The following is a 22,041-nucleotide window of genomic DNA, read 5'->3' on the forward strand; positions in this document are numbered from 1 at the left end:
CCGTGCTACGCCCCCCACACGGCCACGACATCGTCAGCCGTCCAGCCAACTGATGTCCAGGTAGACGCTGTCTAGTCGGCGCGTTTCAGGAAGTCCGGCGGGGACTCACGCCACTCCGGGACGTCCAACGAGTTCAGCGCGTCAATGATCTTCTTCTCCTCGTAGTAGAAGTGCGACTCCAGCAAAGCCGCCACCCCGTCCACCACATCGGGAATGGGCGCGTCCGCCAACGCGCGCAGCAGTTCCGCGATCTGCTCGTGGTCGCGGGTCAACTCCGCCAGCACCGGCCGCAACTGCGGGTAGTGCCGGGCCAGGGTGACGAACGCGCCTGTGTCCTCGCCGGTGTGGTGACGGGTCACGGCCGCGCAGAAGGTCAGGCAGTGGGCGCGTAGGTCGCGTGCGCCGATGCCGGAGCGGACGCGGGAGAGTTCGGTGCGCAGCCAGTTGTGGACTTCGGTGAGCTGGGTGCCGAAAGCCGCGAGTCGGCCCGGTGAATCCAAGATATGCCCTGTGCGTACCGCGCCTCCATGTCCACGGTGGTCTGCTGCCGGGTACACGCGACGCTGCCCGCCAGTCTAGTTGAGCACCAGGGGGACCACTGGGGACTGGTCCTTGGACAGCGGCAGGTTGAACCGCTGGGCCAGGTAGGACGCGATGTCGTGGAACAGGGGGGCGGCCGAGCGGGCCCACTGGTTTCCGCCGTCGGTGTAGGCGGTGCGGTCGAGCATGATGCCGACCACGAACCGGGGGTTGTCGGCGGGCAGGATGCCGGCGAACGTGATCCAGTACAGGGTTTGGCTGTAGCCGCCACCGCCGGGTTCCGGTTGCTGCGCGGTACCGGTCTTCCCGGAGATCTGGTAGCCGGCCAGCGCGGCGGCCGGGCCGGTTCCGTTCTGGCCGCCGGGGGCCTTCTGGACGACCGCGCGCAGCATGTCCCGCACGGTCTGGGCGGTCTGGTCGCTGACCACCCGGACGCCTTCCGGCCGCGGTTCCTCGTGCCGGGTGCCGTCCGCGTCGATCGTGGCCTTGATGATCCGCGGCGACACGCGCAGTCCGTTGTTCGCGATCGTCTGGTACATCCCGGTCATCTGCAGGATCGTCATGGACAGGCCCTGGCCGATCGGCAGGTTGCCGAACGTCGACCCGGACCACTGCTTGCGGTCCGGGACCACACCCGCGCTCTCCCCGGGCAGGCCAAGGCCGGTCTTCTGGCCGAGGCCGAACTTCTTCAGCATCTCCGCGTACCGGTCCGGGCCGACCTCCTCGGCCAGGTCGAGGGTGCCGACGTTGGACGACTTGGCGAACACACCGGTCGTGGTCATCCGCAGCGGGCCGTGCGGCCACGCGTCCCGGATGGTGCGGTCGGCCACCTTGTGGGTGCCCTGCACGGTGATCGGGTCGTCCGGCTTGGCGATGCCGAACTCGATCACCGACGACGCGGTGACCACCTTGTTCACCGACCCGGGCTCGTACGGGGTGGTCACGGCCGGGTTGGCGGTCAGCTGCGTGTTGCCCAGCCCGTTCGGGCCCTTGGAGTCGGTCGGGTCGAAGTTCTTGTCGTTGGCCAGCGCGTACACCTCGCCGGTGTGCGCGTCCATGACCACCACCGAGCCGCCCTTCGCGGCCGACTTGGCCACGTAGTCGGTCAGCTTGCGCTGCACGTCGTACTGGACGTCCGCGTCGATGGTCAGCTCGACGTTCGCGCCGTCCTTGGCCGGCCGGACATCGCGGACCGTGCCCGGGATGATCACGCCGTCGGCGCCTTCCTGGGTGTCCACGGTCTGGCTGCCCGGCTCACCGGCGAGCACGCTGTCCTTGTCGTTCTCCAGGCCGAACAGGCCGTGGATGTTGTGCTTCTTGACGTCCTGGTCCTCGCTGCGCCAGTTCGCGAAGCCGATGATGTTGGACGCCAGGTCGCCGCCCGGGTACTCGCGCACCGCCCGGTTCTCGGCGATGACCTCCGGGAACGCCTTGGTGATCTGGCGTTCCTGCGCCGGTGTGACGTTGTCGACGAGGTAGCTGAACCCGTCCGACCGCATCTTGTCGAGCAGTGCCCGTTCGTCGACCGCGTCGCCGAGTACCGCCTTGATCTTCGCCGCGACGGCCTGGATCCGCGTGTCGTAGTCGAGCTTGGCCTTCTCGTAGCCCTGTTTCGCGACTTTCGGCGACCACGCCAGCGTCTTGGTGTCCACACTGAACGCGAGCTTCACCCCGTTGCGGTCGACGATGTCGCCACGCTGAGCCGGCACGGGGTCGTTGCGCACGCGCTGCTTGTTCGCCTTGGCCGACAACGCGGCCGCCTCAAAACCCTGTACCTGCACCAGTTTCAGACCGGCCGCGACCAACGCGGCGACCAACGCGAACCGCACGCCGATGATCCGCAGCCGGTGGTTGCCGCCCAGGCGCGCGCGCTTGGGCGGCCGGCGGCGCTGCGGCTCCGGCCGGCGGATCGGCTCCCGGATCGGCTTGCGCACCGGATGCCGCCCCGCTTTCGGCGGCACGGTCTTGCGTGGCGGCGCTTTCCGGCGCGGCGGGTCCCACTGGTCCGACATCAGCCGTTCCCCTGCGGGATCGCCGGCTGCTCCGGGGTGGGCTGGTCGGACGGGGGCGGCGGGGCCGGCGGGCCGGCCACCGGCTTCGGGTCGCCGACCACGGTGACCGTGCCGTCCGGGTTGACCACCAGCCGGGCCGGGTCGCCGGCCGGCACCATGCCGAGCTTGGCGGCCTCGTCGGCCAGCGTCGACGCCGACCCCAGCCCGGCCACGTCCCGTTCCAGCGTCTCGGCGCGTTCGGACAGCTCGGCGGCGGCCTTCTTGGCCTGGTCCAGCCGGTACGAGTCAGCGATGGCCTGAGTGGACAGCCACAGCGTGGTGATCACGCCGACCACGAGCAGACCCATGACCAGCATGACGAACGACGCGCGCGAAGCCGTGCCGCGCTCGGCCTTCTGCCCCTTCTGCCGGGGCGCGGACCGTACAGGCTCACCGAGCGCACGGCCTTCACGCTGCGCACGGCGTGCGTACGCGCGCTCTGCCGCAGCAGTACGCGGACGCCGCGGCGCGCGCGGCGATGCCTCGGTGGTCGACTCCTCAGTTCCGGGCTGCACGGTGTCCTGGCCCGCCTTGGCCTCGGCCGCCGCAGCGGCCGCGGCGAGTTTGCGGCGGGACTGCGAGGAGCGGCCGCGCGAGGACGACCCACCCACCCGTGACGGTGCGGTCATGACGCCTCCCTGATTCGTTCGGCCGCGCGCAGCCGCACCGATGCGGCCCGCGGGTTGTGGTCGTTCTCGGTCTCGTCGGCCTGCTCGGCACCGCGGGTGAGCAGGCGCAGCTGCGGTCCGTGGCCGGGCAGTTCCACCGGCAGACCCTCCGGGGTGGTGGACTTCGCCAGCGCCGCCAACACCTGCTTGACCAGCCGGTCCTCGAGCGACTGGTAGGACTCCACGACGATCCGGCCGCCCACCTTCAGCGCGGCCAGCGCCGCCGGCAAGGCCCGGCGCAGCACGTCCAGCTCGCCGTTGACCTCGATCCGCAACGCCTGGAAGGTCCGCTTGGCCGGATGCCCGCCGGTCCGCCTGCTCGCCGCCGGGACCGCGTCGTACAGCAGCTCGACCAGCCGGCCGCTGGTCCGGAACAGCTCGCGCCCTCGTTCGGCGACCACGGCCTTGGCGATCCGGCCGGCGAACCGTTCCTCGCCGTAGTCCCGCAGGATCCGCGCCAGGTCGGCGGCGTCGTACGTGTTCAGCACGTCCGCCGCGGTGATCCCGGCGGTCTGGTCCATCCGCATGTCCAAGGGGGCGTCCTTGGCGTAGGCGAAGCCGCGGTCGGCCTCGTCCAACTGCATCGACGACACCCCGAGGTCGAACAGCACACCATCCACAGTGGACATACCGAGGTCGCTCAGCGCGCGCGGCATCTCGTCGTACACCGCGTGCACCAGGTGGACACGGTCCGCGTACGGCGCCAGCCGCTCCCGTGACATCGCCAACGCGGACGGGTCGCGGTCGAGCCCGACCAGGGTGAGCCGTGGGTGCGCGGCCAGCAACGCGTCGGCGTGGCCACCCAGACCGAGAGTCGCGTCCACGAGCACGGCGGGCTTGTCGGACAACACCGGGGCGAACAGCGCCAGCACGCGCTCCAGCAGCACAGGAACGTGCCGCGGGTGTTCGCGTGCCATCGTGTGTCGCCCCTCCCAGTACTGCCGGGCCTTAGGCTGTGTCCCGAAAGACAGTGTTTTCGAAAAACAGTGTCTCGAAGACAACAGATGCCGTCAGGTCCCAGCCCGGGATCACGAACCTGGCGCCGGGGAAGGTGCGTCAGGGCCGATACCGGGCCGAGGCCTCACGGCATCCGGACCTAGAAGAATCCGGGCAGTACCTCCTCCCGCGCCTGCGAGTAGCTGTCCTCGTGCTCGTCCAGATATGCCTGCCAGGCCTGGGCGTCCCAGATCTCCAGCCGGGTGATCGCGCCGATCACCACGCACTCCTTGGTCAGCCCGGCGTAGCGCCGCAGCTCAGGCGCGATCGCGATCCGTCCCTGCCCGTCTGGCCGCTGTTCGTCGGTGCCGGCGAACAGGTACCGCTGGTAGGCACGAACCGCCTCGTTCGTCAGTGGGGCGGCGGCGACCTTGCGGGCCATCTCCTCGAACTCGGCGCGGGGGAAGACGTAGAGGCAGTGATCCTGACCCTTCGTAACCATCAGGCCCCCCGCGAGGGCGTCGCGGAACTTGGCCGGCAGCGTCAGCCTCCCCTTGTCGTCCAGTTTGGGGGTGTGGGTACCGAGGAACACCGGCTGCCACCTCCCCACCGATCCTGGCGGACCGGCCATGAGGCACCCGTCTGCCCCACTTGCGGCCACAGTACCCCACTTTTCACCACAGTCAACGCGGAACCAGTCCTGTTCGCCCGGTCGACTGACGCGTTTCCGCAGGTAACCGCGATGCGGCCCAGGTGGGGGGCAGTGGGGCGGCCAACCTCGCACGGGGGACCCCATCCGTTGTTCAGAAGCCGTTCAGAAGTCCACAGTGGGCAGCCCGGGCCGGTGGTGGGGCGATGGTGGGTGGATGTGGGGAACGGGGTGGGGCACCCGACTGGAGTAGCGTCAGGTGGACGGTGACCCTCGGTAACCATGTCACGGAACGTCGCCGCGGCCGGTCCAGGTGAACCCAATCGGCCCTCACCCGCGTAAGCCCTGGTGTGTGGACAGGACGTCCCATCGGGCGGAAATCACCGGGTCGCGGGCAACCGCCGGGCCGGACACACGTCAGCTCAGTCGTGCGGGCAACCCCCACCGGGCGGCCGGTGTATATGGTCCAGGTTGAAGTGTCATGCGCATGTCGGGCGCGGTGCCGGATACTGAAGAGGCAATCCGGAGCACTTCGCCCCGGTTTGACACATCTCGTGTCAGGCTGTGCCGCCGCCGCTGTCCACGGGCGCGGGCAGACTGGGTACGGGCATCGCATCGGTGGGATCTGGGTGGTTGCCACCGAGGAGTTTCAGGAGGTCGAGTGACGTCTTCTACCCCGCCTGCCGCGCTGCCCAGCCCCTACCCGCACGGGGGCAACGGCGCGGGGCCCGATCCCCACCAGGGACGCAACGGGCAGCCCCCGCAACCCGAGCCGCGAACCGGCCGGGCGTTGGACGAGGTGCACGACACCGCACAGCGCATCGCCGCGAACGTCGAGCGCGTGCTGGTGGGCAAGCCGGACGTGGTGCGGATCGCGTTGGTCACCCTGCTCGCCGAGGGCCACCTGCTGGTGGAGGACGTGCCCGGGGTCGGCAAGACGTCGCTGGCGAAAGCACTGGCCCGGTCCATCGACTGCACGGTCAGCCGCCTGCAGTTCACCCCGGACCTGCTGCCGAGCGACGTGACGGGCGTCTCGGTGTTCAACCGGCAGACCACCGGGTTCGAGTTCCGGCCCGGCCCGGTGTTCGCGAACATCGTGGTCGGCGACGAGATCAACCGGGCGTCCCCGAAGACCCAGTCCGCGCTGCTGGAGTGCATGGAGGAACACCAGGTCACGGTGGACGGCAAGACCTACCGCCTGGAGTCGCCGTTCATGGTGATCGCCACCCAGAACCCGATCGAGATGGAGGGCACGTACGCCCTGCCCGAGGCCCAGCGCGACCGGTTCACCGCGCGGGTGTCGATCGGCTACCCGGACCCGGCCGCCGAACTGGCCATGGTGGACGAGCACGCCGGCGCCGACCCGATGTCGACCTTGCAGCCCGTCTCGGACGCCGAACATGTGCGCGCCCTCGTGCAGGCAGTGCGTAGCGTGCATATGGCGCCGGAGATCCGTCGGTACGCGGTGGAACTGGTGTCCGCGACGCGACGGCTGCCGGAGATCCGCCTGGGCGCGTCCCCACGTTCGACGCTGCACCTCGTGCGCGCCGCGCGGGCACAGGCCGCGCTGTCCGGCCGTGACTTCGTCGTCCCCGACGACATCCATTCCGTGGCCATCCCGGTGCTGGCGCATCGGCTCGTGCTCACGGCCGAGGCGCAGGCCGCTCGCCGCTCGCCCGCGGACATGATCCGCGGGCTGCTCCAGCGGGTGCCGGTGCCGCAGGGAGCCGATCCGGCGGCCCAATGGGTCTCCGACGTTCGCGGAGGTAGGTAGCCAACCGTGTCTGGGCCGCTCGCGGGTATGACGACCCGTGGCCGTTGTCTGCTGGCCGCGGGACTCGCCGCGGCCCTGTGCTCGGCCGTCCTGAACGAACGGGACCTGCTGCGGGTGTCCGTGTTCGTGATCGCGATGCCTGTCCTGGTGAACGTGCTCACCGCGCGGTCCAGGGTCGGGCTGCACACCCAACGGCACATCACGCCGATGCGGACGCCTGTCGGCGGCCGGGCCGAGGTCTCGTTGAACGTGTGGAGCACCGGTCGCCTGCCGACCGGCGGCCTGCTGCTGCAGGACGGCGTGCCGTACACGCTCGGCGGCCGGCCGCGGTTCCTGGTGGAGCACCTGCCCAGGAACAACGCCATCCAGTTGCGGTACACCGTGGAGCCCACCATGCGGGGCGTGCATCACCTGGGGCCGTTGCGGGCGAAGGTGACGGACCCGTTCGGCCTGGCCGAGTTCGACCGTGAGCTGGCCGGGGTGAACCGGCTGGTCGTGGTGCCGCGGGTGGCCCAACTGCTCGGCCTGCCCGGCGGGTCCGGGCTGGGCGCGGGCGACGACGGCTCGGTGCGCCTGCACTCCGGCCAAGGCGAGGACGACGCGGTCGTCCGGCCCTACCGGCAAGGCGACGACCTGCGGAAAGTGCACTGGCGCTCGACCGCGCACCGGGACGAGATGATGGTCCGGGTGGAGGAGCGGCCGTGGCGCGGCGGCACCACCGTGCTGCTCGACCACCGTGAGTCGGCGCACAAGGGCGGCGGACCCACCGCCAGCCTGGAGTGGGCCGTGTCGATGGCCGCGAGCGTGTGCCTGCACCTGCACCGGCACGGCCACAACATCCGCCTGGTGACCGAGAACGGCAAGTCGATCACCCCCGAGGGCGGCGACGGCGTGCACAGCGACCATGTCGTGCTGGACGCGTTGGCCTCGTTGCAGGCCACCCACCAGCGGGACATCGCGATCGCCGGCGACCCCGGGCACGGCCAGGAACTGCTCGCCGTGCTCGGCGCGGTCGACCCGGAGTCGGTGGACCAGCTGATCCGCTACCGGCCCAGGTCCAGCCGGAGCCTGGCGATCCTGCTGGACACCCGGGCGTGGGCGGCGCACGGCGACGAGAACGTGACCGACCCGGAGAAGGCGCTGGCGCTGCTGACCGGCGCCGGCTGGAGCACCGTGGTCGCCACCCCGGACATGCCGATGACCCAAGTCTGGACGAACCTGTGCCGCGCGAGCGCGAACCGCGGCGCCATGCACGCCGGCGGGTGGTCCTGATGGCCACGACCGCCGCCCGTGCCCACGTCGACCAGTGGTCCAACACTGTCACGCCCGTCTTCGCGGCCATCACGACGTTGTGCGCGGCGACCGCGTTAGCCGGTGTGATCGACGGCAGTGTGTGGATCGGCCACGTCGCGGTCGCCATCATCGTGGTCGCCGGGTCCGGGATCGCGTTGCGCGCGTTGCGGTTCCCGATCCTGCTGATCGGTGTGGCCCAGCTGTTCGCGTTGATGTGCCTGGTGGTGGCGTTGTTCACCAGCGAGGGCGTGCTCGGCTTCCTGCCCAGTCCCAAGGCGATCGACCAGATCGGTGACGTGCTGCGCGGCGCGGTCACGGTGATCCAGACCGGGGTGCCGCCGGTCGAGCCGACCACCCCGATCCTGTGTCTGGTCGTGATCGCGATCGGCCTGGTCGCGGTCCTGGTGGACGCGCTGGCCGTGGCCGCCGGGACACCGGCCGCCAGCGGTCTGGTCCTGCTGTGCGTGTACGCGGTGCCCGCTTCGCTCGCCGACGACATGTTGCCGTGGTGGTCGTTCGTGCTGGGCGCGGGTTCGTACGCGCTGCTGTTGTACGTCGACGGCACCCACCGCCACCAGGTGTGGCGCGGTCGCAGCTCGCGGTCCGGTGGCGCCTCGGTCGGCACGCCGATCGCATTGGTGGGCGTGGCCATGGTGTTGGCGCTGTTCATCGGGGGAACGTTCACCCTCATCGGCACGGTCGGCCAGTTGCCCGGCAACGCCGGGTCCGGGTCAGGCGCGGGCGGGTTCTCGATCAAGCCGTTCACGAACCTGCGCGGCATGCTGAACCAGAAGGGCAACCAGGAGATGTTCCGGGTCCGCGGTCAGCCGGAGGACCGGCGGTACCTGCGGGCGACCACGTTGAAGCGGTTCGTCGCCAACCAGGGGTGGGACAGCGGCGTGGCCATGCCCAGCGGCAGTCCGCTGTCCGGTGAGCTGCCGCTCGAACCCGGCCGGTCCGGGGAGGGCCCGACCAGCCGGATCGAGATCGAGCCGGTCAGCTCGGAGGACAACTGGGCGCCGGTGTTCGGCTCGCCGCGCCGGGTCGAGGGCCTCACCGGGGACGTCCGGTTCGACGAGGCGAGCGGCTCGGTGTACTCCCGGCGCCAGCGCAAGTTCCCGACGTACGTCGAGTTCGCCGACATGTCCCAGCCGACCTACGACCAGCTGCGGGCGTCCCGGCCGGCCGGCGGCGACGTCCGGCCCGAGTACCTGGACCTGCCGGCGTTGGACCCGCAGATCGGCGCGCTGGCCCGCCGGCTGACCGCGAACGCGACCAACCAGTGGGACAAGGTCCGGGCGTTGAAGGCGTACTTCTCACCGGACAACGGATTCCAGTACCGGACCGAGACCGCAGCCAAGAGCGACGCGGACGCGTTGGTGGACTTCCTCTTCAAGGGCAAGATCGGCTACTGCGAGCAGTACGCGTCGGCCATGGCGGTGCTGGTGCGCGCGGCCGGCATCCCGGCCCGGGTGGCGATCGGCTACACCGCCGGTTTCCAGATGAGCGACTACCGCTCGATCACGACCCAGGACGCGCACGCGTGGGTCGAGGTGTACTTCCCGCAGTACGGCTGGGTCACCGTGGACCCGACACCGTTGGCGGACGGCCGAGCGTACACCCCGCCGTACATGAACCCGCAGACCAACGCGGCCCCGAACAAGCCGGACGGCAGCTCCTCGTCGGCCCAGAGCAGCGCGGCCGACAACGGCCCGAACTCCCAGGCCAAGCCCAAGGACGACGGCGGCGGTGGCGCGGCGGACACCGCGGCGGCCCAGGAAGCGAAGAGCTGGGTCGTGTCCGCGACGGGTGGCGCGCTGATCGGCGGGTTGCTGCTGGCTGGCCTGGCCATGACGGGCAGGCGCCGTCGGTGGTCCGGGGTCGGCGCGCTCGCGGTCGGCGCCGGCGTGCTGTGGCTGCTGACGCTCGTGTTCGCGTGCGCGTTGGTGAGTTGGTGGCTCGCGATCCTCGTGGCGCTCATCGGCCTGCTGGCGTTCCCCGCGTTCACGCGGATCTTCCGGAGACGACATCGCCTGCACACGGTCGCGGGCCGCTCGATGAACGCGGCCGAGGCAGCGTGGGCGGAACTGCTCGCGGAGTCGTGGGATCGCGGCGCGACCATCCCGGACACGGACACCGTGCGGATGACCGCGCGCCGGCTGGTCCGGGAGCACAGCCTGGACGACGAAGGACGGGAAGGGCTGCGCACGGTCGTCGGCGTGATCGAGCGAAGCTGGTACGGCGGCACCCAGGAGCCGGATCCCACGTTGCCGCAGGCGGTGGAGAACGTCCGGCAGAGCATGCGCCGCAACGCGCCGTTGGCGTTGCGCGCCAAGCTGATGCCGCGTTCGGTCCTCAGCCCACGGAAACGCCGGACCTCGTTGGAGGACGACTGAGGCTGAACGCCGTGCAGGTCATCGGGCCGCGATTCGGTGAGGAGCTGTGCTTGCGGACGGCCGAGGCCATCGAACGCGATGCGTGAGGCACATGCGCAGGGGCCGCCTGTCGCGTCAGGCGGCCCTTGGGGGTTTCTTGACTCTTAGTCCTGTTCGAAGCGCTTGCGGAAGCGCTCCTCCATCCGCTGGGAGAAGGAACTGCGGCGGGGCGGGTTCTTGCCGCTCGCCGCGTCCGTGGGGGCATCGTTGCCGCGTCGGATCGCGGTCAGCGTGATGAGTGCGCCGAAGAACATGACAAGGAAGCCGAGCAGGCTCACGGCGGGGAAGCCGCCGAACCAGAACTGTTGCACGACGACACCGAGCACCAACAGGGCGACACCAACCACGAACAGCACCGCACCCTGCACCCGCCGCCTTCGCGATGGACGTCGTAGTCGCGCGCGGCCCACGGTGGAAGCGAACTTGGGGTCTTCGGCATAGAGCGCGCGCTCGATCTGGTCGAGCAGTCGCTGCTCGTGCTCGGAGAGTGGCATCTTTCCTCCTCCGGCACAGCTCTCACGGGCGCCGGGCGGTTCGGCCGCCGTACCCGGCGGGCGCCCCATCCCTGGGACGTCACCACAAGGATACGAGCCCTGGGGCCCGCCGACTACCCGATCTGGCATCACAGCTGCATGGTCTTGCCAACGTGGCGCCACCACGACGAGTATGCGCGCCGAGCAGGATGACGCGATCGGCGGATCAAGAACGGCGTTCGCCACCGCTTCATGTGCCATGTCCTGCGCTTATGACACAGAGTGACCATATCTGACCGAGCGATGAGCCGCAGCGGACACAAGGGTGAAACCCTCGCGAACACCCGGGGTGAGCCCGAGCACTCGCGAGGGTGTCACTTGGTCGTCAGATCAGGGCAAGGAAGAAGGAACCATTGGGCGCGCCGAGCCCGGTGACGTTGTCGTAGCCGCGCGTGGTGTGGATGGTCAGTTCGGACGTGTCGAACACACGGGCGGTGGTGTTGAAGCCGCCGCTCGGGTCCAGCCCGTTCTTGTAGTCCACCCGCACGACGCCGCTGTCGACGTGCTTCACGTCGGTCACCGCGAAGGTGTGCGACGTGAACTTGTACAGCACCGGGTTGATGAAGCCGTGGTGGAACCCACGCAGCTGGTCGGCCACGGCGACCTCACCGGCGAGCAACGGCGACGACAGGCTCGTGCCGCCGATCCGGTACTGGTCGTAGTGCGCACCCTCGGGGAACGTCTGGGTGATGCCGATCAGCATGCCGGTGTTCGGGTCGCCGACCATGGAGATGTCCGGCACGACCCGGCCGCGGGCGTTCCCGGTCTGGTTCTGCCTGGCCAGCGCGTCCGGCACGACACCCCGCTGGTAGAACGGCTCGGCGAAGAGCCGGCTGGTGGAGCCTCCCGAGCCGTACAGGTATGTCGGGGCGCCCCACGTGCCGTCGGCGAGCACGCTGCGATCGGTCTCCCAACCGGTCTCCACGACCTTGCGGCCGTCCCTGCCGATGCCGAGGCTGGTGCCGCCGACCGCGGTCACCCACGGGCTGGACGCGGAGAAGTCGGGCGACGGCTGCGGCAGCCGGAACGACTCGTCGCCGTTGTCACCGGACGAGAAGTACACGCCGATGCCCTCGATCGCGGCGTGGATCGCGATCCGCTCGAAGATCCCGACCTCGTCGGCGGGGATGTCCTCGCCCGTGTTGCCGTACGAGTTGGACACGATGTCCGCCTCGTGCCGGGCGATGATCCTGTTCAGCGCCTTGTCCAGGGACAGGTCCTGGCAGTCCGCGCCACCGACGTAGAAGATGTTCGCGCCCGGGGCCATGGCGTGCACGGCCTCGACGTCCAGCGACTGCTCGCCGTACCACCCGGCCGCGTCACACACGTCCGGGTCTTCCTGGCCCGGGGTGGGCGGGTAGACGAACTGCCGGAACTGCGACGGCCGCAGCGGGTGCGCCGGGTCGTTGCGCTTGGCGTACTCGGCGGCGTCCGCGAACAGCGTCGGCGACGCGAACGCGTCCACGATGCCGACCGTCACGCCACGACCGTCGATGCCGTGGGTGGCAAGACCGTCCAGGCCGTACGCCGAACGCAGCTGGCCCGGCTTGTAGCCGCACGGCGCGTACGGCAGGTGCTGGCCGTTGAACACCGGGTCGGTGATGTCGGTCTTCTCCGCCCAGAACGAGCTGCACGGCGGGGCGTTGCGGAACCCGGCGGGCGGCGGCACGGCCGTGGGCGCCGCGAGCGACTGGCTCTGCGCGGCGTTGATCTCGTCCCGTCCGCCGACGTGCTTCGGGGTCATCAGGGACATCGCGTTGTCCACGCCAATCACGCCGGCGACGACCGACGACACCGAAGCCGGCACCGACAGGTCGGTGTCGGACGCCCGCAGGGTCTTGCCCTGGACCTTGTACTTGCCGAGGTGCACGCCGAACGCGCGCTGCGTCTGGTCGATCGTGCCGGTCGCCTCGACGTACGCGTTGTTGGCCGGCACCTCGCCGACGCTGAAGCCGCCGCCGGCCAGCCAGTCGCTGACCTGTTTGACCGCGCCCGACGTGGGCGCGTACCGGGCGAGCACCTGGGCAGGAGTCAGGTACTGCCGGTAGGACGGGCTGTCCGGGTCGGACACGGCCTGAGCGGTGGCCTCCGCGCCCTGCTGGTCCCGTGGGGCCAGGTACACCCGGAACGACAGGCGGTCGCCCGCCGGACTGTCGGCCACTTTGGACTGCGGCTGCGCCCACTGCGGATGTGACTGCGGTATCACCGATCTACCGGACGGCGCCGCGGTGGCGGGCACGGCCGCCGCGCTCATCGCCACCAAGGCGACGGAGAGCGCAAGAGTCTTACGCACGACTGGATTCCCCTTCCTGAAGCCCTCGCAAGGAATCACTTGCGGTGGCGAAGATATGCCAGTCGGTACGCACTGGGAAGGTCGGACGTCACATCGTCCAATTTGTTACTCAGGTATTCCAAAGAACGAGTAAAGCGTTTCCAGATCACAGATTACGAAGTCCACTCAGGACTCGTTCCATCATCGCCAGGTCGGGCTCATAGCCCGCTGAGGTGTCGGTCCTGTGCACGATGACCATACCCGCCGAGGCCATGTCGCCCAGCACGATCCGGGCGACTCCCAACGGCATCGACAGCAACGCGGCCACCTCGGCCACCGACCGGGTCATCTGGCACAGGTCCGTCACCGCCCGGTGGTCGACCGTCATCCGCGACCCGAGCCGCTGCAGGGTCGCCCGGTTGGTCGAGATCAACGCCTCCATCGGCAGGTCGTACGCGGTTTCGGTACGGCCGCCGGTCCAGGCGTACGGACGGACGATCGAGCGCGAGCGATCCACTTCGACCCATTCGGGTGCTGGCGGCTCCGCGGGCTCGGCCGGCTCCGGAACCACCGACACCGGCGGATGATCGGGAAGAGCGGACCCGAACCTGGCACCGGTCCGGCCGATCCCTGGTCTCGCCGTGGCCACGGCGGGCTCACCCCACTCCTCCTCTGCGCGTCCCGGATTAGAGGACACGTGGCCGAAGCGCGCTCCCGTACGCCCGACCGCAGTCTTGTCGCGCCGGTCAGAATCCGCCACGTCCACATCTCCCGCGCCGGTTCCATCTGGACCATCTGTAGAGGAGGCCAAAACGTTAACCAGCCGCGGCCCGGCATGGGTAACACCGGCGTTTCAGCACTGTTTTATCCCAGTTTCGAAGAAACAGAAACTGGGCCGATGGAGTGATTAATACGATGGTGTACCGGTCAGCGGGGTTTGGGCTCGGTTTCGCCGGACCGCTCCGGGGCCGCCGCGAGGAGCGAGGCCGGCCGGATCGCGCCGAGGCCGAACTTGGCCCGCGCCCGGTCCGCCGCCTGGTCGGCCTCCCGCCAGCCGCTGTCCGGACGGTCCAGCAGCAGCTGCTCGGCGCCGTCCCGGTCGAGCTGCTCGACCCGCACGCCGATCAGCCGGACCGCGCCCGGCGGCGTCTGCTCCGCCAGCAACTGGCTGGCGACCTGGTAGATCTCCCTGGTCACGTCGGTGGCCACGAGCAGGGTCTTCGACCGGGTGATCGTGGTGAAGTCCGCGAACCTGACCTTGATCGACACGGTCCGGCCGCGCAGCCCGCGCCGGCGCAGCGTGGCCGCGGTCTTCTCGGACAGCCGCAGCAGCTCCCTGGTCAGGATCGCCCGGTCGAAATGATCGACCTCGAACGTCTCCTCGGCGCCGATCGACTTCTCCACCGATTCCGGAATCACCGCGCGGTCGTCGTATCCGTGCGCCAGCGGGTGCAGATGCTCGGCCAAGGCGTTGCCGATGATCCGTTTCAACCTCGGCAACGGCGCCGCCGCCACATCCGCGACCTTCTCCAGCCCGACGTCGTGCAGCCGCTCGGCGGTGCGCTTGCCCACCCCCCACAGCGCCGACACCGGCAGCGGATGCAGGAAGTCCAGCACCTGGCCCTTGGGCACGACGAGCATCCCGTCCGGCTTGCACAGGCCGGACGCCAGCTTGGCCACGAACTTCGTCGGCGCCACCCCGACCGAGCAGGTGATCCCGTGCTCGGCCTCGACCCGCTGCCGGATCAGCCGCCCGACCCCGGCCGGCGACTGCGCCAACCGCCGCAACGCCCCGGCGACATCCAGGAACGCCTCGTCCAGGCTCAGCGGCTCGACCAACGGGGTGACCGACCGGAAGATCGCCAGCACCCCCGCGGACACCTCCTGGTAGAGCCCGAACGTCGGCGGGATGTACACCGCGTCCGGGCACAGCCGCCGGGCCGTGGCCGTCGGCATCGCCGACCGCACCCCGTACTTGCGCGCGATGTAGTTGGCCGACGACACCACCCCGCGCACACCGACCCCGCCCACGACCACCGGCCTGTCCCGCAACTCCGGCCGCTCCCGGATCTCCACGGACGCGTAGAAGGCGTCCATGTCGACGTGCAGCACCGAGCAGCCGGTGTCGTCCGGCCACTGCCCGTCCCGCGCCAGGAACCGGTCCACCAACCCGCCCGGCAGGTCCCCACTGCGTCCCATTGTCCTCGCTTCGCTCGGACGGCTTGGCCGCCTCAAGCCGACCATTTCCACCCCGCACCACGCAACCGACATCTTCGCTCAGGGCTGGCCACCGCCGTGCCTGGGGCGATGTCGGGCGTGTTGCGGGGCGTAAATGATCGGCGCGGCCAAGCAGGGCGCTTCACGTCCGTCAGCACTTCATGTCCCTTATGGTCATGGCGTGACGCGTTGGCCCAGGAGTGTCTACGAGGTCGGGAACGAACCCGACCCGAGGTTCACGCTCGCCAACGAACGGACCTTCCTGGCCTGGCTCCGGACGTCGCTGGCGTTGATGGCTGGTGGTGTGGGTGTCGCGGCCCTGACACCTGGCGGGCGGGTCCTGCAGCTCGTGGTCGCCATCGTGCTCCTGCTCACCGGGATCGCGTGCAGCCTGGCCGCGTTCCAGCACTGGATCGCGTGTGAGCGGGCGATGCGCTTGGGACAGCCGCTGCCGTCGCCATGGATGGCCGTGGTGCTCGGGATCGGGCTCGCGGTCACCGGTGTCCTCGCGTGCGTCCTGGTGATCGTTTGAGCCGCCCACCGTGGGACACCGGTCTCCAGATCGAACGGACCGCCTTGGCGTGGCTACGTACCTGCGTGGCTCCGGTCGCGGTCTCGTTGGTCACGTTCAGGCTTGTCGCGCGCGACAGCATGCAGCTCGCGCTCGTCCTGCTCGTCGTGGTTGTAGTGCTCGGGTTGAGCGTGGGCACGCTGGCGTGGCGGCGTTACCGCACGAGCGACGACCGTCTCGTCGACGGCAAGCCGTTGCCCGGCGGAGTGCTCCCGGCCTTGTTGACGGCCATGACCGTCCTCACCGGACTTCTCGGGCTGACCTTCGTGCTGCTGGGACGTTAACGGCGGCCGAGCGCGTGCAGCCGGGCGGCGATGTCCCGCAGCGGCGGGGTCGTGGCGGCGGACAGCTCCAGTTGGGCCAACGCGTCCGCGGCACCCGGGTTGCCCTCCAGCACCGCGCCGGGCACGAGGTCGGTGACCACACCGTGCCCCTGCACCAGTTCGACGGTCAGGCCGCCGTCGACGAGCAGCCGGGTCAGGCCGGGCACGTCGAACCGGCGCGACAGCGACTCCTCCGGCAGCTGACCGGCCGGGTCGTCCAGCAGCCGGCGGGCGTCCACGAGACGGCCGGTAATCGCGCGGTACATGACCGCCGCGTACCGGTTCGCGACCAGAACCGACACCAGGCCGCCGGGCGCGGCCGCCTCGGCCATGGCTGACACCGTCGTCTTGGGATCGTCCACGACCTCCAGCACGCCATGCCCCAGCACGAGGTCGAACGAGCCGCCCGGGACCACCTGGGCGAGCGCGTCACTGTCGCCCTGCAGGGCGGTGATCTGCTCGAGCACCCCGGCGTCCTGGGCACGGCGATGCAACGTGGCCAACGCGTTCGGGCTGGTGTCCACCACGGTCACCGCGCAGCCGGCCACAGCCAGCGGCACGGCCCACACGCCGCTGCCGCCGCCGACGTCCAGCACACGCGGCGGGCGGTGCTCACGAACGGCGGCCAGTTCGGCGTTCAGCGCGCGGCGCACAGCATCTGGTCGCATGTCTCAACAGCCTAAACGTGAGGTGGGCGGGACCCGAGACGGGGATTGCCGCCAGACCGTACGCTTCCTGGGTGCAGACGGTCGCGGTGCTCAGCCTCAAGGGTGGTGTCGGCAAGACGACGGTGGTGCTCGGCCTGGCTTCGGCGGCGTTGCGGCGTGGCGCGCGGACCCTGGTGGTCGACCTGGACCCACAGTGCAACGCGACCGCGACGCTCGACCCCGAAGAGACCGAGATGACCCTGGCGAACGTGCTGGAGAGCCCCCGGCTCCCCGTGGTCCAGGCGGCGATCACCACCAGCTCGTGGGGCGAGGGGGTGGACGTGCTGGTCGGCTCCGAGGACGTGGAGGAGCTCAACCACCCCAACCCGGGCGCCCGGCGGCTGGGCAACCTCGGCCGCGCCCTGCAGGAGGTCAACCACTTCATCGAAGAGGGCGAACTGCCGTACGAGCTGGTCCTGCTGGACTGCCCGCCGTCGCTCGGCCGGCTGACCCGGTCGGCGTTGGTCGCCGCGGGCGGCGCGCTCCTGGTCACCGAGCCGACCCTGTACGCGGTCTCCGGTGCGCAACGCGCGTTCGACGCGATCTCCGAGACACGGGAGCAGTACAACGAGGGCCTGGCGACGCTGGGTGTGGTGGTGAACCGGGTGCGGCCCCGTTCGTACGAGCACCAGTTCCGGATCCAGGAGCTACGCGAGCACTTCGGTTCGCTCGTCATGCCGGTGGCCCTGCCGGACCGGCTGGCCGTGCAGCAGGCCCAGGGCGCGTGCATGCCGATCCACCAGTGGGGCACGCCGGGAGCCCGTGAGGTCGCGCTGGCGTTCAACCTGGTGCTGGCGCGGGTGCTGCGATCGGGCCGGCGCGGGCGGCACCACGAGTTCGCCTGGCCAGAGAGCGACGACGACGAGGCCGCCAACACCTGATGCCCGAAGGTGACACGGTCTTCCACACCGGCCACGTGCTGAGGCAAGCGCTTGCGGGCCGGGTGCTGAAGCGGGGCGAGCTGCGTCATCCCCGGCTGTCCACGACCGACCTGGCCGGGCGGACCGTCTCCGGCGTACGGACCTACGGCAAGCACCTGTTCGTACAGTTCGACAACGGCGTGAGCCTGCACAACCACCTGCGTATGGACGGCTCGTGGGATGTGCACAGAGCGGGCGGGCGGTGGCGGGCGCCCGCGCATCAGGTGCGGGCGGTGCTGGCCAATGCGGAGTACGAGGCGCTCGGGGTCCGTATTCACGATATGGAGTTGTTGCGCACTGACCGTGAGGACAGGCGCGTGGCCCACCTCGGACCGGACCTGCTGGACCCGGAATGGTCGGCGGAGCATGCGCGGCGGGCATCGGACGCGCTGGCCGCCCAGCCGGACCGGGAGATCGGCGTCGCCCTGCTGGACCAGACCGTGATGGCCGGTGTGGGCAACGTCTACAAGGCCGAGGTGTGCTTTCTCCTGGGCGTCTCGCCATGGGCTCCGGTGTCCGAAGTGGACACTGAAACGGCGGTCCGGCTGAGCCGCGAGCTGTTGTCCCGCAACGCCGCGCGCCTGGACCGGAACACCACCGGCTTCCCCGAACGGCACCGCAAGCTGTGGGTGTACGAGCAGACCCGGCGCGGCTGCCTCAAGTGCGGCGGCCGGATCAGCGTGGCCGACCAGGGCGCCGGCCTGGAGGTTCGGCGGACCTGGTTCTGCCCGGTCTGCCAGCCGGGACAAAACCGGTTGTCCGACCACCCGGGAAGCCAATAGGTTTCAGGTACACGAGAAAGGAGGTGGTCCAAAGTTGTATACCAACAGGACACGTGAGGTGGCTGTCCGTTAGGACCACCACAGGCTTTTGCCGGCTCTCGAACACGGAAGACAACGGCCTCACACCGTTGCCGTGACGCGGGCGGTGGTCGGCGAATCCACAGCAGTCACCGGCCCTCGGGGTTTCCAGGAAAGTCCAATCCTGGGCCTTGTGCCCTTCGGCACAGGGAGTCACCCCGGGGGTTGTTCTGTCTCCGCGGCAGGGCAGCATGAGAGCCGTGTACGAGCTGATAAAACGGGGTCTGTTCCGGTTCGGCGGCGGAGACGCCGAGGTGGCCCACCACTGGACCACCGCGATTCTCGCCAGGACCGGCCCCGCGCTCGCACCGCTGCGCCGCTACTTCCACGTCGACGCGCCCACCACGGTGTTCGGCGTCCGGTTCCCCAACCCGGTCGGGCTGGCTGCGGGCATGGACAAGGACGGCACGGCCCTGGCCGCGTGGCCGGCACTGGGTTTCGGACACGTCGAGGTCGGCACGGTCACCGCACTGCCCCAGCCGGGCAACCCGAAGCCGCGGCTGTTCCGGCTGGTGGACAGCGAAGCCGTGATCAACCGGATGGGCTTCAACAACGCCGGCGCCGAGGCGTTGGCCCGGCGTCTGGCCGGCCGGAAGCCGTCCGTGCCACTGGGCATCAGCCTGGGCAAGTCGAAGATCGTCCCGCTGACGGAAGCCGTGGACGACTACCGGGCCTCGTTGCGGGCGTTGTACCCGCACGGCGACTACTTCGCGATCAACGTCAGTTCCCCCAACACGCCTGGTCTACGCGGCCTGCAGGACCGCAAGGCACTCGCCGAACTGGTCGCCGAGTTGACCCTGGAATGCGCGGCGCTCGCCGAGCGGGACCGTTCGCAGCCTCGGCCGCTGCTGGTGAAGATCGCGCCCGACCTGACCGACGAAGCCATCGGCGAAGTCCTCGAAGTGTGCGAGGAGCACGGCATCAGCGGCCTGATCGCGACGAACACCACCCTGTCCCGGGACGGCATCGCCGCGCGGGACTTGCGGTTCGCCGACGAGGCCGGCGGCCTGAGCGGGCGGCCGTTGACGAAGCGGGCCCGTGAGGTGGTCGAGTTCGTGCACAAGCAGACGGGTGGACGGCTGCCGGTGATCGGCGTCGGCGGGATCCTCGACGTCGACGACGCGGCCCGGATGTTCGACGCGGGCGCCAGCCTGGTCCAGATCTACACCGGCTTCATCTACCGCGGACCGGGTCTCGTCCGGCGGATCAGTCGATACCGTAAGGATTCACCAGTGAGTCCGGGCTGAGCCGGACCGGGTACGGTTCGGCCAAATCGGCGAACTCCTCCCCGGCGAGCGAATGCGTTTCCACGTAGCGGTCGCCCCGCAGCGCGAGGCAGCGCAGCGTGGGGATGTCCGGGTCGACCAGCCAGTAGTTCGGGCAGCCCGCCTCCTGAAGCTTGGCGCGCTTGAGTTCCAGGTCGACGAGCCGCGTGCTCGGCGAGTGCACCTCGACCGCGAGCACGGGTGGGCCTTCCAGGCCGCGAAGCGTGAAGTTCTCCCGCCTGCCCACGATGACGTCGGGAATAAGGACCGTGTCGTCCGCCAGGATCACGTCGACCGGCGCGGGCAGGACCTCCATGTCGGCTGGACAACTGAGGGTCAGCGCCGCGAGCAACCGGGCCACGGCGCGCTGGTGGAGTGGGCGGGGCGACGGGCTCATGACCAGCACCCCGTCCACCAACTCGAAACGGTGCCCGTCATCAGGCATCGACTCCAGGTCGGCCCGCGTCAGCGGTCTGCCAGAAGGAAACGCGGGGACTGTCTCCATGGTGCGCACTACCTCCTCCGACCGTCCAGCAAAGCCCTCTACCTGCGAAAACGACGGGATGATGAAGTCATGTCAAACGGATGAAGTCTAGCGACCCGACCGTTGGAACGTCTCCGTCCACAGTGCCCAGCCAGATCATCGACCCGATCACCCTCCGTACGACATAAGGCCCAATCGTTGGGCTTTTCAGGTGCCTAGCCGCCGTTCAGGTGAACTTCTCGCGGCGGGCCCGCAGCCGCCTGACGACCGGGTACAGCACGACTACCAGCATGGATCCCCAAGCCACTCCGTGCAGCTCAAGACCCCACACCGAGATCGTGAGGTCGCCCACGCCGGCCACCGCCGCGACCCCGGCCACCAGCAACGTCACCGGGTCGGTCAAGTCCACATCGGACTGTGACCAGATGCGCACGCCGGTCATGCCGATCAGGCCGAACAACGCCACGCTCATCCCGCCGACCACCCCGGGCGGCAACGTGTTGATCAACGCCGTCAGCTTCGGCACGAACGCCAGCACCACAGCGAACACCGACGCCATCACGCAGGCGGCCGTGGACAGCACCCGCGTGGCCGCCATCAGACCGGTGTTGGCCGGGTACGCCGTCGTCCCCACGCCACCCGCTGCACCGGCCAACGCGGTCGACACACCGTTGGCGATCAGAGCATCGCCGATGCTCGGGTCGAGGTCCTGCCCGCTGATCGCGGCGACCGCCTTGACGTGCGCGACCATCTCGGCCACCAGAACCAGCACCACGGGCACGGACAACACCATCACCGACGGCAGCAACTGCGGCCCCCGGAAGTCCGGGAACCCGAACCAGGGCGCGGTCAGCAGGGCGTCGATCTTGGCCGGCTCGATCCGGTCGGTGCCGACCGCGAGCAGCCACCCGACCACCACACCGGCCAGGACAGCCAACCGAGCCAACAGACCCCGGGACAGCACCAGGCAGAGCAGGACCACCCCGAGCGTCACCGCCGCGATCCCCGGCTGCTGCTGGAACGGCCCGGCCGCGTACGGCGCCATGCTCAGCCCGATCAACAGCACCAGTCCCCCGGTCACCACCGGCGGCAGCACCGACTCGAGCAGCCGGACCCCCAACGCCTTCACCGCGATCCCGAACACGATCAGGATCCCGCCGGCCACCACGACCGCACCCAACTGGGCCGCGACCCCATGCTCCTTGGCCGCCAACAACGGAGCCATGAACGCGAACGAAGACCCGAGGTAACCCGGCACCCGGTTGCGGGTGATCACCAGGAAAACGAGGGTGCCGACCCCGGAGAACAGCAACGTGGTCGCTGGCGGCAACCCCACCGTGACCGGCACGAGAATGGTGGCGCTGAGCATCGCGGCCACATGCTGGGCGCCGAAACCGATCATCAACGGCCAACTGAGCCGCTCCCGAGCGCCGATCAGTTCACCGTCGGCGACGCGGCGACCATCGCCGTGCACCGACCAAAGCATCACTGTCGCGCCCCTCCACGCCGAACTGTGTCCATGGCCGACCCACTACCGGGGGTC

At 69.7% G+C, this 22,041-nt stretch carries 20 protein-coding genes; 8 read left to right on the forward strand and 12 right to left on the reverse strand.

What is annotated here, in order from left to right; translation table 11 throughout:
• Window positions 1-71 precede the first annotated feature (71 nt).
• The 5 genes from EV192_RS26795 to mraZ all read right to left on the reverse strand — a co-directional run bounded on the left by EV192_RS26795 (window position 72) and on the right by mraZ (window position 4,787).
• A complete protein-coding gene (locus tag EV192_RS26795; RefSeq protein WP_132120164.1) occupies window positions 72-500 on the reverse strand; it encodes a hemerythrin domain-containing protein in 429 nt (142 codons plus the stop codon).
• Between the two features lie 75 nt (window positions 501-575).
• Complete coding sequence (locus EV192_RS26800) at window positions 576-2,552, reverse strand: peptidoglycan D,D-transpeptidase FtsI family protein (protein ID WP_132120166.1); 1,977 nt, start codon at window positions 2,550-2,552, stop codon at window positions 576-578.
• Complete coding sequence (gene ftsL / locus EV192_RS26805; protein ID WP_207926247.1) at window positions 2,552-3,220, reverse strand: cell division protein FtsL; 669 nt, start codon at window positions 3,218-3,220, stop codon at window positions 2,552-2,554. The genes EV192_RS26800 and ftsL overlap by 1 nt, the downstream gene beginning before the upstream one ends.
• Window positions 3,217-4,176: a 16S rRNA (cytosine(1402)-N(4))-methyltransferase RsmH gene (rsmH, locus tag EV192_RS26810; protein WP_132120168.1), complete on the reverse strand. Its 960-nt coding sequence runs from the start codon at window positions 4,174-4,176 to the stop codon at window positions 3,217-3,219. The genes ftsL and rsmH overlap by 4 nt, the downstream gene beginning before the upstream one ends.
• 179 nt (window positions 4,177-4,355) lie before the next feature.
• A complete protein-coding gene (gene mraZ / locus EV192_RS26815; RefSeq protein WP_132120170.1) occupies window positions 4,356-4,787 on the reverse strand; it encodes a division/cell wall cluster transcriptional repressor MraZ in 432 nt (143 codons plus the stop codon).
• A gap of 718 nt (window positions 4,788-5,505) precedes the next feature.
• Here mraZ and EV192_RS26820 point away from each other — a divergent pair.
• The 3 genes from EV192_RS26820 to EV192_RS26830 are packed head-to-tail and all read left to right on the forward strand — an operon-like array spanning window position 5,506 to window position 10,307.
• A complete protein-coding gene (locus tag EV192_RS26820) occupies window positions 5,506-6,618 on the forward strand; it encodes an AAA family ATPase (RefSeq protein ID WP_207926248.1) in 1,113 nt (370 codons plus the stop codon).
• 27 nt (window positions 6,619-6,645) lie between these two features.
• Window positions 6,646-7,890, forward strand: a complete 1,245-nt coding sequence (locus tag EV192_RS26825; RefSeq protein WP_424923385.1) for a DUF58 domain-containing protein — start codon at window positions 6,646-6,648, stop codon at window positions 7,888-7,890.
• The gene (locus EV192_RS26830) at window positions 7,890-10,307 is read left to right on the forward strand and encodes a transglutaminase TgpA family protein (protein WP_132120174.1); all 2,418 of its coding nucleotides are present in this window, start codon (window positions 7,890-7,892) and stop codon (window positions 10,305-10,307) included. The genes EV192_RS26825 and EV192_RS26830 overlap by 1 nt, the downstream gene beginning before the upstream one ends.
• A gap of 143 nt (window positions 10,308-10,450) precedes the next feature.
• On the opposite strand, the gene EV192_RS26835 is transcribed toward EV192_RS26830, so the two are convergent.
• The 4 genes from EV192_RS26835 to EV192_RS26850 all read right to left on the reverse strand — a co-directional run bounded on the left by EV192_RS26835 (window position 10,451) and on the right by EV192_RS26850 (window position 15,350).
• Window positions 10,451-10,840: a DUF3040 domain-containing protein gene (locus EV192_RS26835; RefSeq protein ID WP_132120176.1), complete on the reverse strand. Its 390-nt coding sequence runs from the start codon at window positions 10,838-10,840 to the stop codon at window positions 10,451-10,453.
• A gap of 364 nt (window positions 10,841-11,204) precedes the next feature.
• Complete coding sequence (locus EV192_RS26840) at window positions 11,205-13,172, reverse strand: S53 family peptidase (RefSeq protein ID WP_165960623.1); 1,968 nt, start codon at window positions 13,170-13,172, stop codon at window positions 11,205-11,207.
• Between the two features lie 145 nt (window positions 13,173-13,317).
• Window positions 13,318-13,728, reverse strand: a complete 411-nt coding sequence (locus EV192_RS54055; protein ID WP_165960624.1) for a DUF742 domain-containing protein — start codon at window positions 13,726-13,728, stop codon at window positions 13,318-13,320.
• Between the two features lie 350 nt (window positions 13,729-14,078).
• Window positions 14,079-15,350, reverse strand: a complete 1,272-nt coding sequence (locus tag EV192_RS26850; RefSeq protein ID WP_132120180.1) for a DNA polymerase IV — start codon at window positions 15,348-15,350, stop codon at window positions 14,079-14,081.
• Between the two features lie 199 nt (window positions 15,351-15,549).
• On the opposite strand from EV192_RS26850, the gene EV192_RS26855 reads away from it, so the two are divergent.
• Both EV192_RS26855 and EV192_RS26860 read left to right on the forward strand, forming a co-directional pair.
• On the forward strand, window positions 15,550-15,900 hold the full coding sequence (locus EV192_RS26855; protein WP_243727091.1) for a YidH family protein: 351 nt from the start codon (window positions 15,550-15,552) through the stop codon (window positions 15,898-15,900).
• Window positions 15,897-16,223: a DUF202 domain-containing protein gene (locus tag EV192_RS26860; protein WP_165960625.1), complete on the forward strand. Its 327-nt coding sequence runs from the start codon at window positions 15,897-15,899 to the stop codon at window positions 16,221-16,223. Before EV192_RS26855 ends, EV192_RS26860 begins: the two co-directional genes overlap by 4 nt.
• Here EV192_RS26860 and EV192_RS26865 read toward each other — a convergent pair.
• A complete protein-coding gene (locus EV192_RS26865; RefSeq protein WP_132120186.1) occupies window positions 16,220-16,930 on the reverse strand; it encodes a class I SAM-dependent methyltransferase in 711 nt (236 codons plus the stop codon). The genes EV192_RS26860 and EV192_RS26865 overlap by 4 nt on opposite strands.
• A 71-nt stretch (window positions 16,931-17,001) precedes the next feature.
• Here EV192_RS26865 and EV192_RS26870 point away from each other — a divergent pair, with 71 nt between their 5' ends.
• The 3 genes from EV192_RS26870 to EV192_RS26880 all read left to right on the forward strand — a co-directional run bounded on the left by EV192_RS26870 (window position 17,002) and on the right by EV192_RS26880 (window position 19,996).
• A complete protein-coding gene (locus EV192_RS26870; protein ID WP_132120188.1) occupies window positions 17,002-17,850 on the forward strand; it encodes a ParA family protein in 849 nt (282 codons plus the stop codon).
• The gene (locus tag EV192_RS26875) at window positions 17,850-18,671 is read left to right on the forward strand and encodes a DNA-formamidopyrimidine glycosylase family protein (RefSeq protein ID WP_132120190.1); all 822 of its coding nucleotides are present in this window, start codon (window positions 17,850-17,852) and stop codon (window positions 18,669-18,671) included. Before EV192_RS26870 ends, EV192_RS26875 begins: the two co-directional genes overlap by 1 nt.
• 278 nt (window positions 18,672-18,949) lie before the next feature.
• Complete coding sequence (locus EV192_RS26880; RefSeq protein WP_424923386.1) at window positions 18,950-19,996, forward strand: quinone-dependent dihydroorotate dehydrogenase; 1,047 nt, start codon at window positions 18,950-18,952, stop codon at window positions 19,994-19,996.
• On the opposite strand, the gene EV192_RS26885 is transcribed toward EV192_RS26880, so the two are convergent.
• Entirely contained in the window at window positions 19,956-20,519 is a 564-nt protein-coding gene (locus EV192_RS26885; protein WP_243727092.1) for a Uma2 family endonuclease, read from the reverse strand. The genes EV192_RS26880 and EV192_RS26885 overlap by 41 nt on opposite strands.
• A gap of 205 nt (window positions 20,520-20,724) precedes the next feature.
• A complete protein-coding gene (locus EV192_RS26890) occupies window positions 20,725-21,972 on the reverse strand; it encodes a uracil-xanthine permease family protein (protein WP_341770902.1) in 1,248 nt (415 codons plus the stop codon).
• Window positions 21,973-22,041 lie beyond the last annotated feature (69 nt).

The sequence above is a fragment of the Actinocrispum wychmicini genome (genome assembly GCF_004345645.1).
In the GTDB taxonomy this organism is placed as follows: Bacteria; Actinomycetota; Actinomycetes; order Mycobacteriales; family Pseudonocardiaceae; genus Kibdelosporangium; species Kibdelosporangium wychmicini.

What these genes read in the sequence shown, in the direction of transcription:
- EV192_RS26800 (WP_132120166.1), bottom strand. Translation starts at nt 2,552, where the DNA reads ATGTCGGACCAGTGGGACCCGCCGCGCCGGAAAGCGCCGCCACGCAAG.
- ftsL (WP_207926247.1), bottom strand. Translation starts at nt 3,220, where the DNA reads ATGACCGCACCGTCACGGGTGGGTGGGTCGTCCTCGCGCGGCCGCTCC.
- rsmH (WP_132120168.1), bottom strand. Translation starts at nt 4,176, where the DNA reads ATGGCACGCGAACACCCGCGGCACGTTCCTGTGCTGCTGGAGCGCGTG.
- EV192_RS26825 (WP_424923385.1), top strand. Translation starts at nt 6,646, where the DNA reads ATGACGACCCGTGGCCGTTGTCTGCTGGCCGCGGGACTCGCCGCGGCC.
- EV192_RS26830 (WP_132120174.1), top strand. Translation starts at nt 7,890, where the DNA reads ATGGCCACGACCGCCGCCCGTGCCCACGTCGACCAGTGGTCCAACACT.
- EV192_RS26835 (WP_132120176.1), bottom strand. Translation starts at nt 10,840, where the DNA reads ATGCCACTCTCCGAGCACGAGCAGCGACTGCTCGACCAGATCGAGCGC.
- EV192_RS26850 (WP_132120180.1), bottom strand. Translation starts at nt 15,350, where the DNA reads ATGGGACGCAGTGGGGACCTGCCGGGCGGGTTGGTGGACCGGTTCCTG.
- EV192_RS26865 (WP_132120186.1), bottom strand. Translation starts at nt 16,930, where the DNA reads ATGCGACCAGATGCTGTGCGCCGCGCGCTGAACGCCGAACTGGCCGCC.
- EV192_RS26875 (WP_132120190.1), top strand. Translation starts at nt 17,850, where the DNA reads ATGCCCGAAGGTGACACGGTCTTCCACACCGGCCACGTGCTGAGGCAA.
- EV192_RS26885 (WP_243727092.1), bottom strand. Translation starts at nt 20,519, where the DNA reads ATGGAGACAGTCCCCGCGTTTCCTTCTGGCAGACCGCTGACGCGGGCC.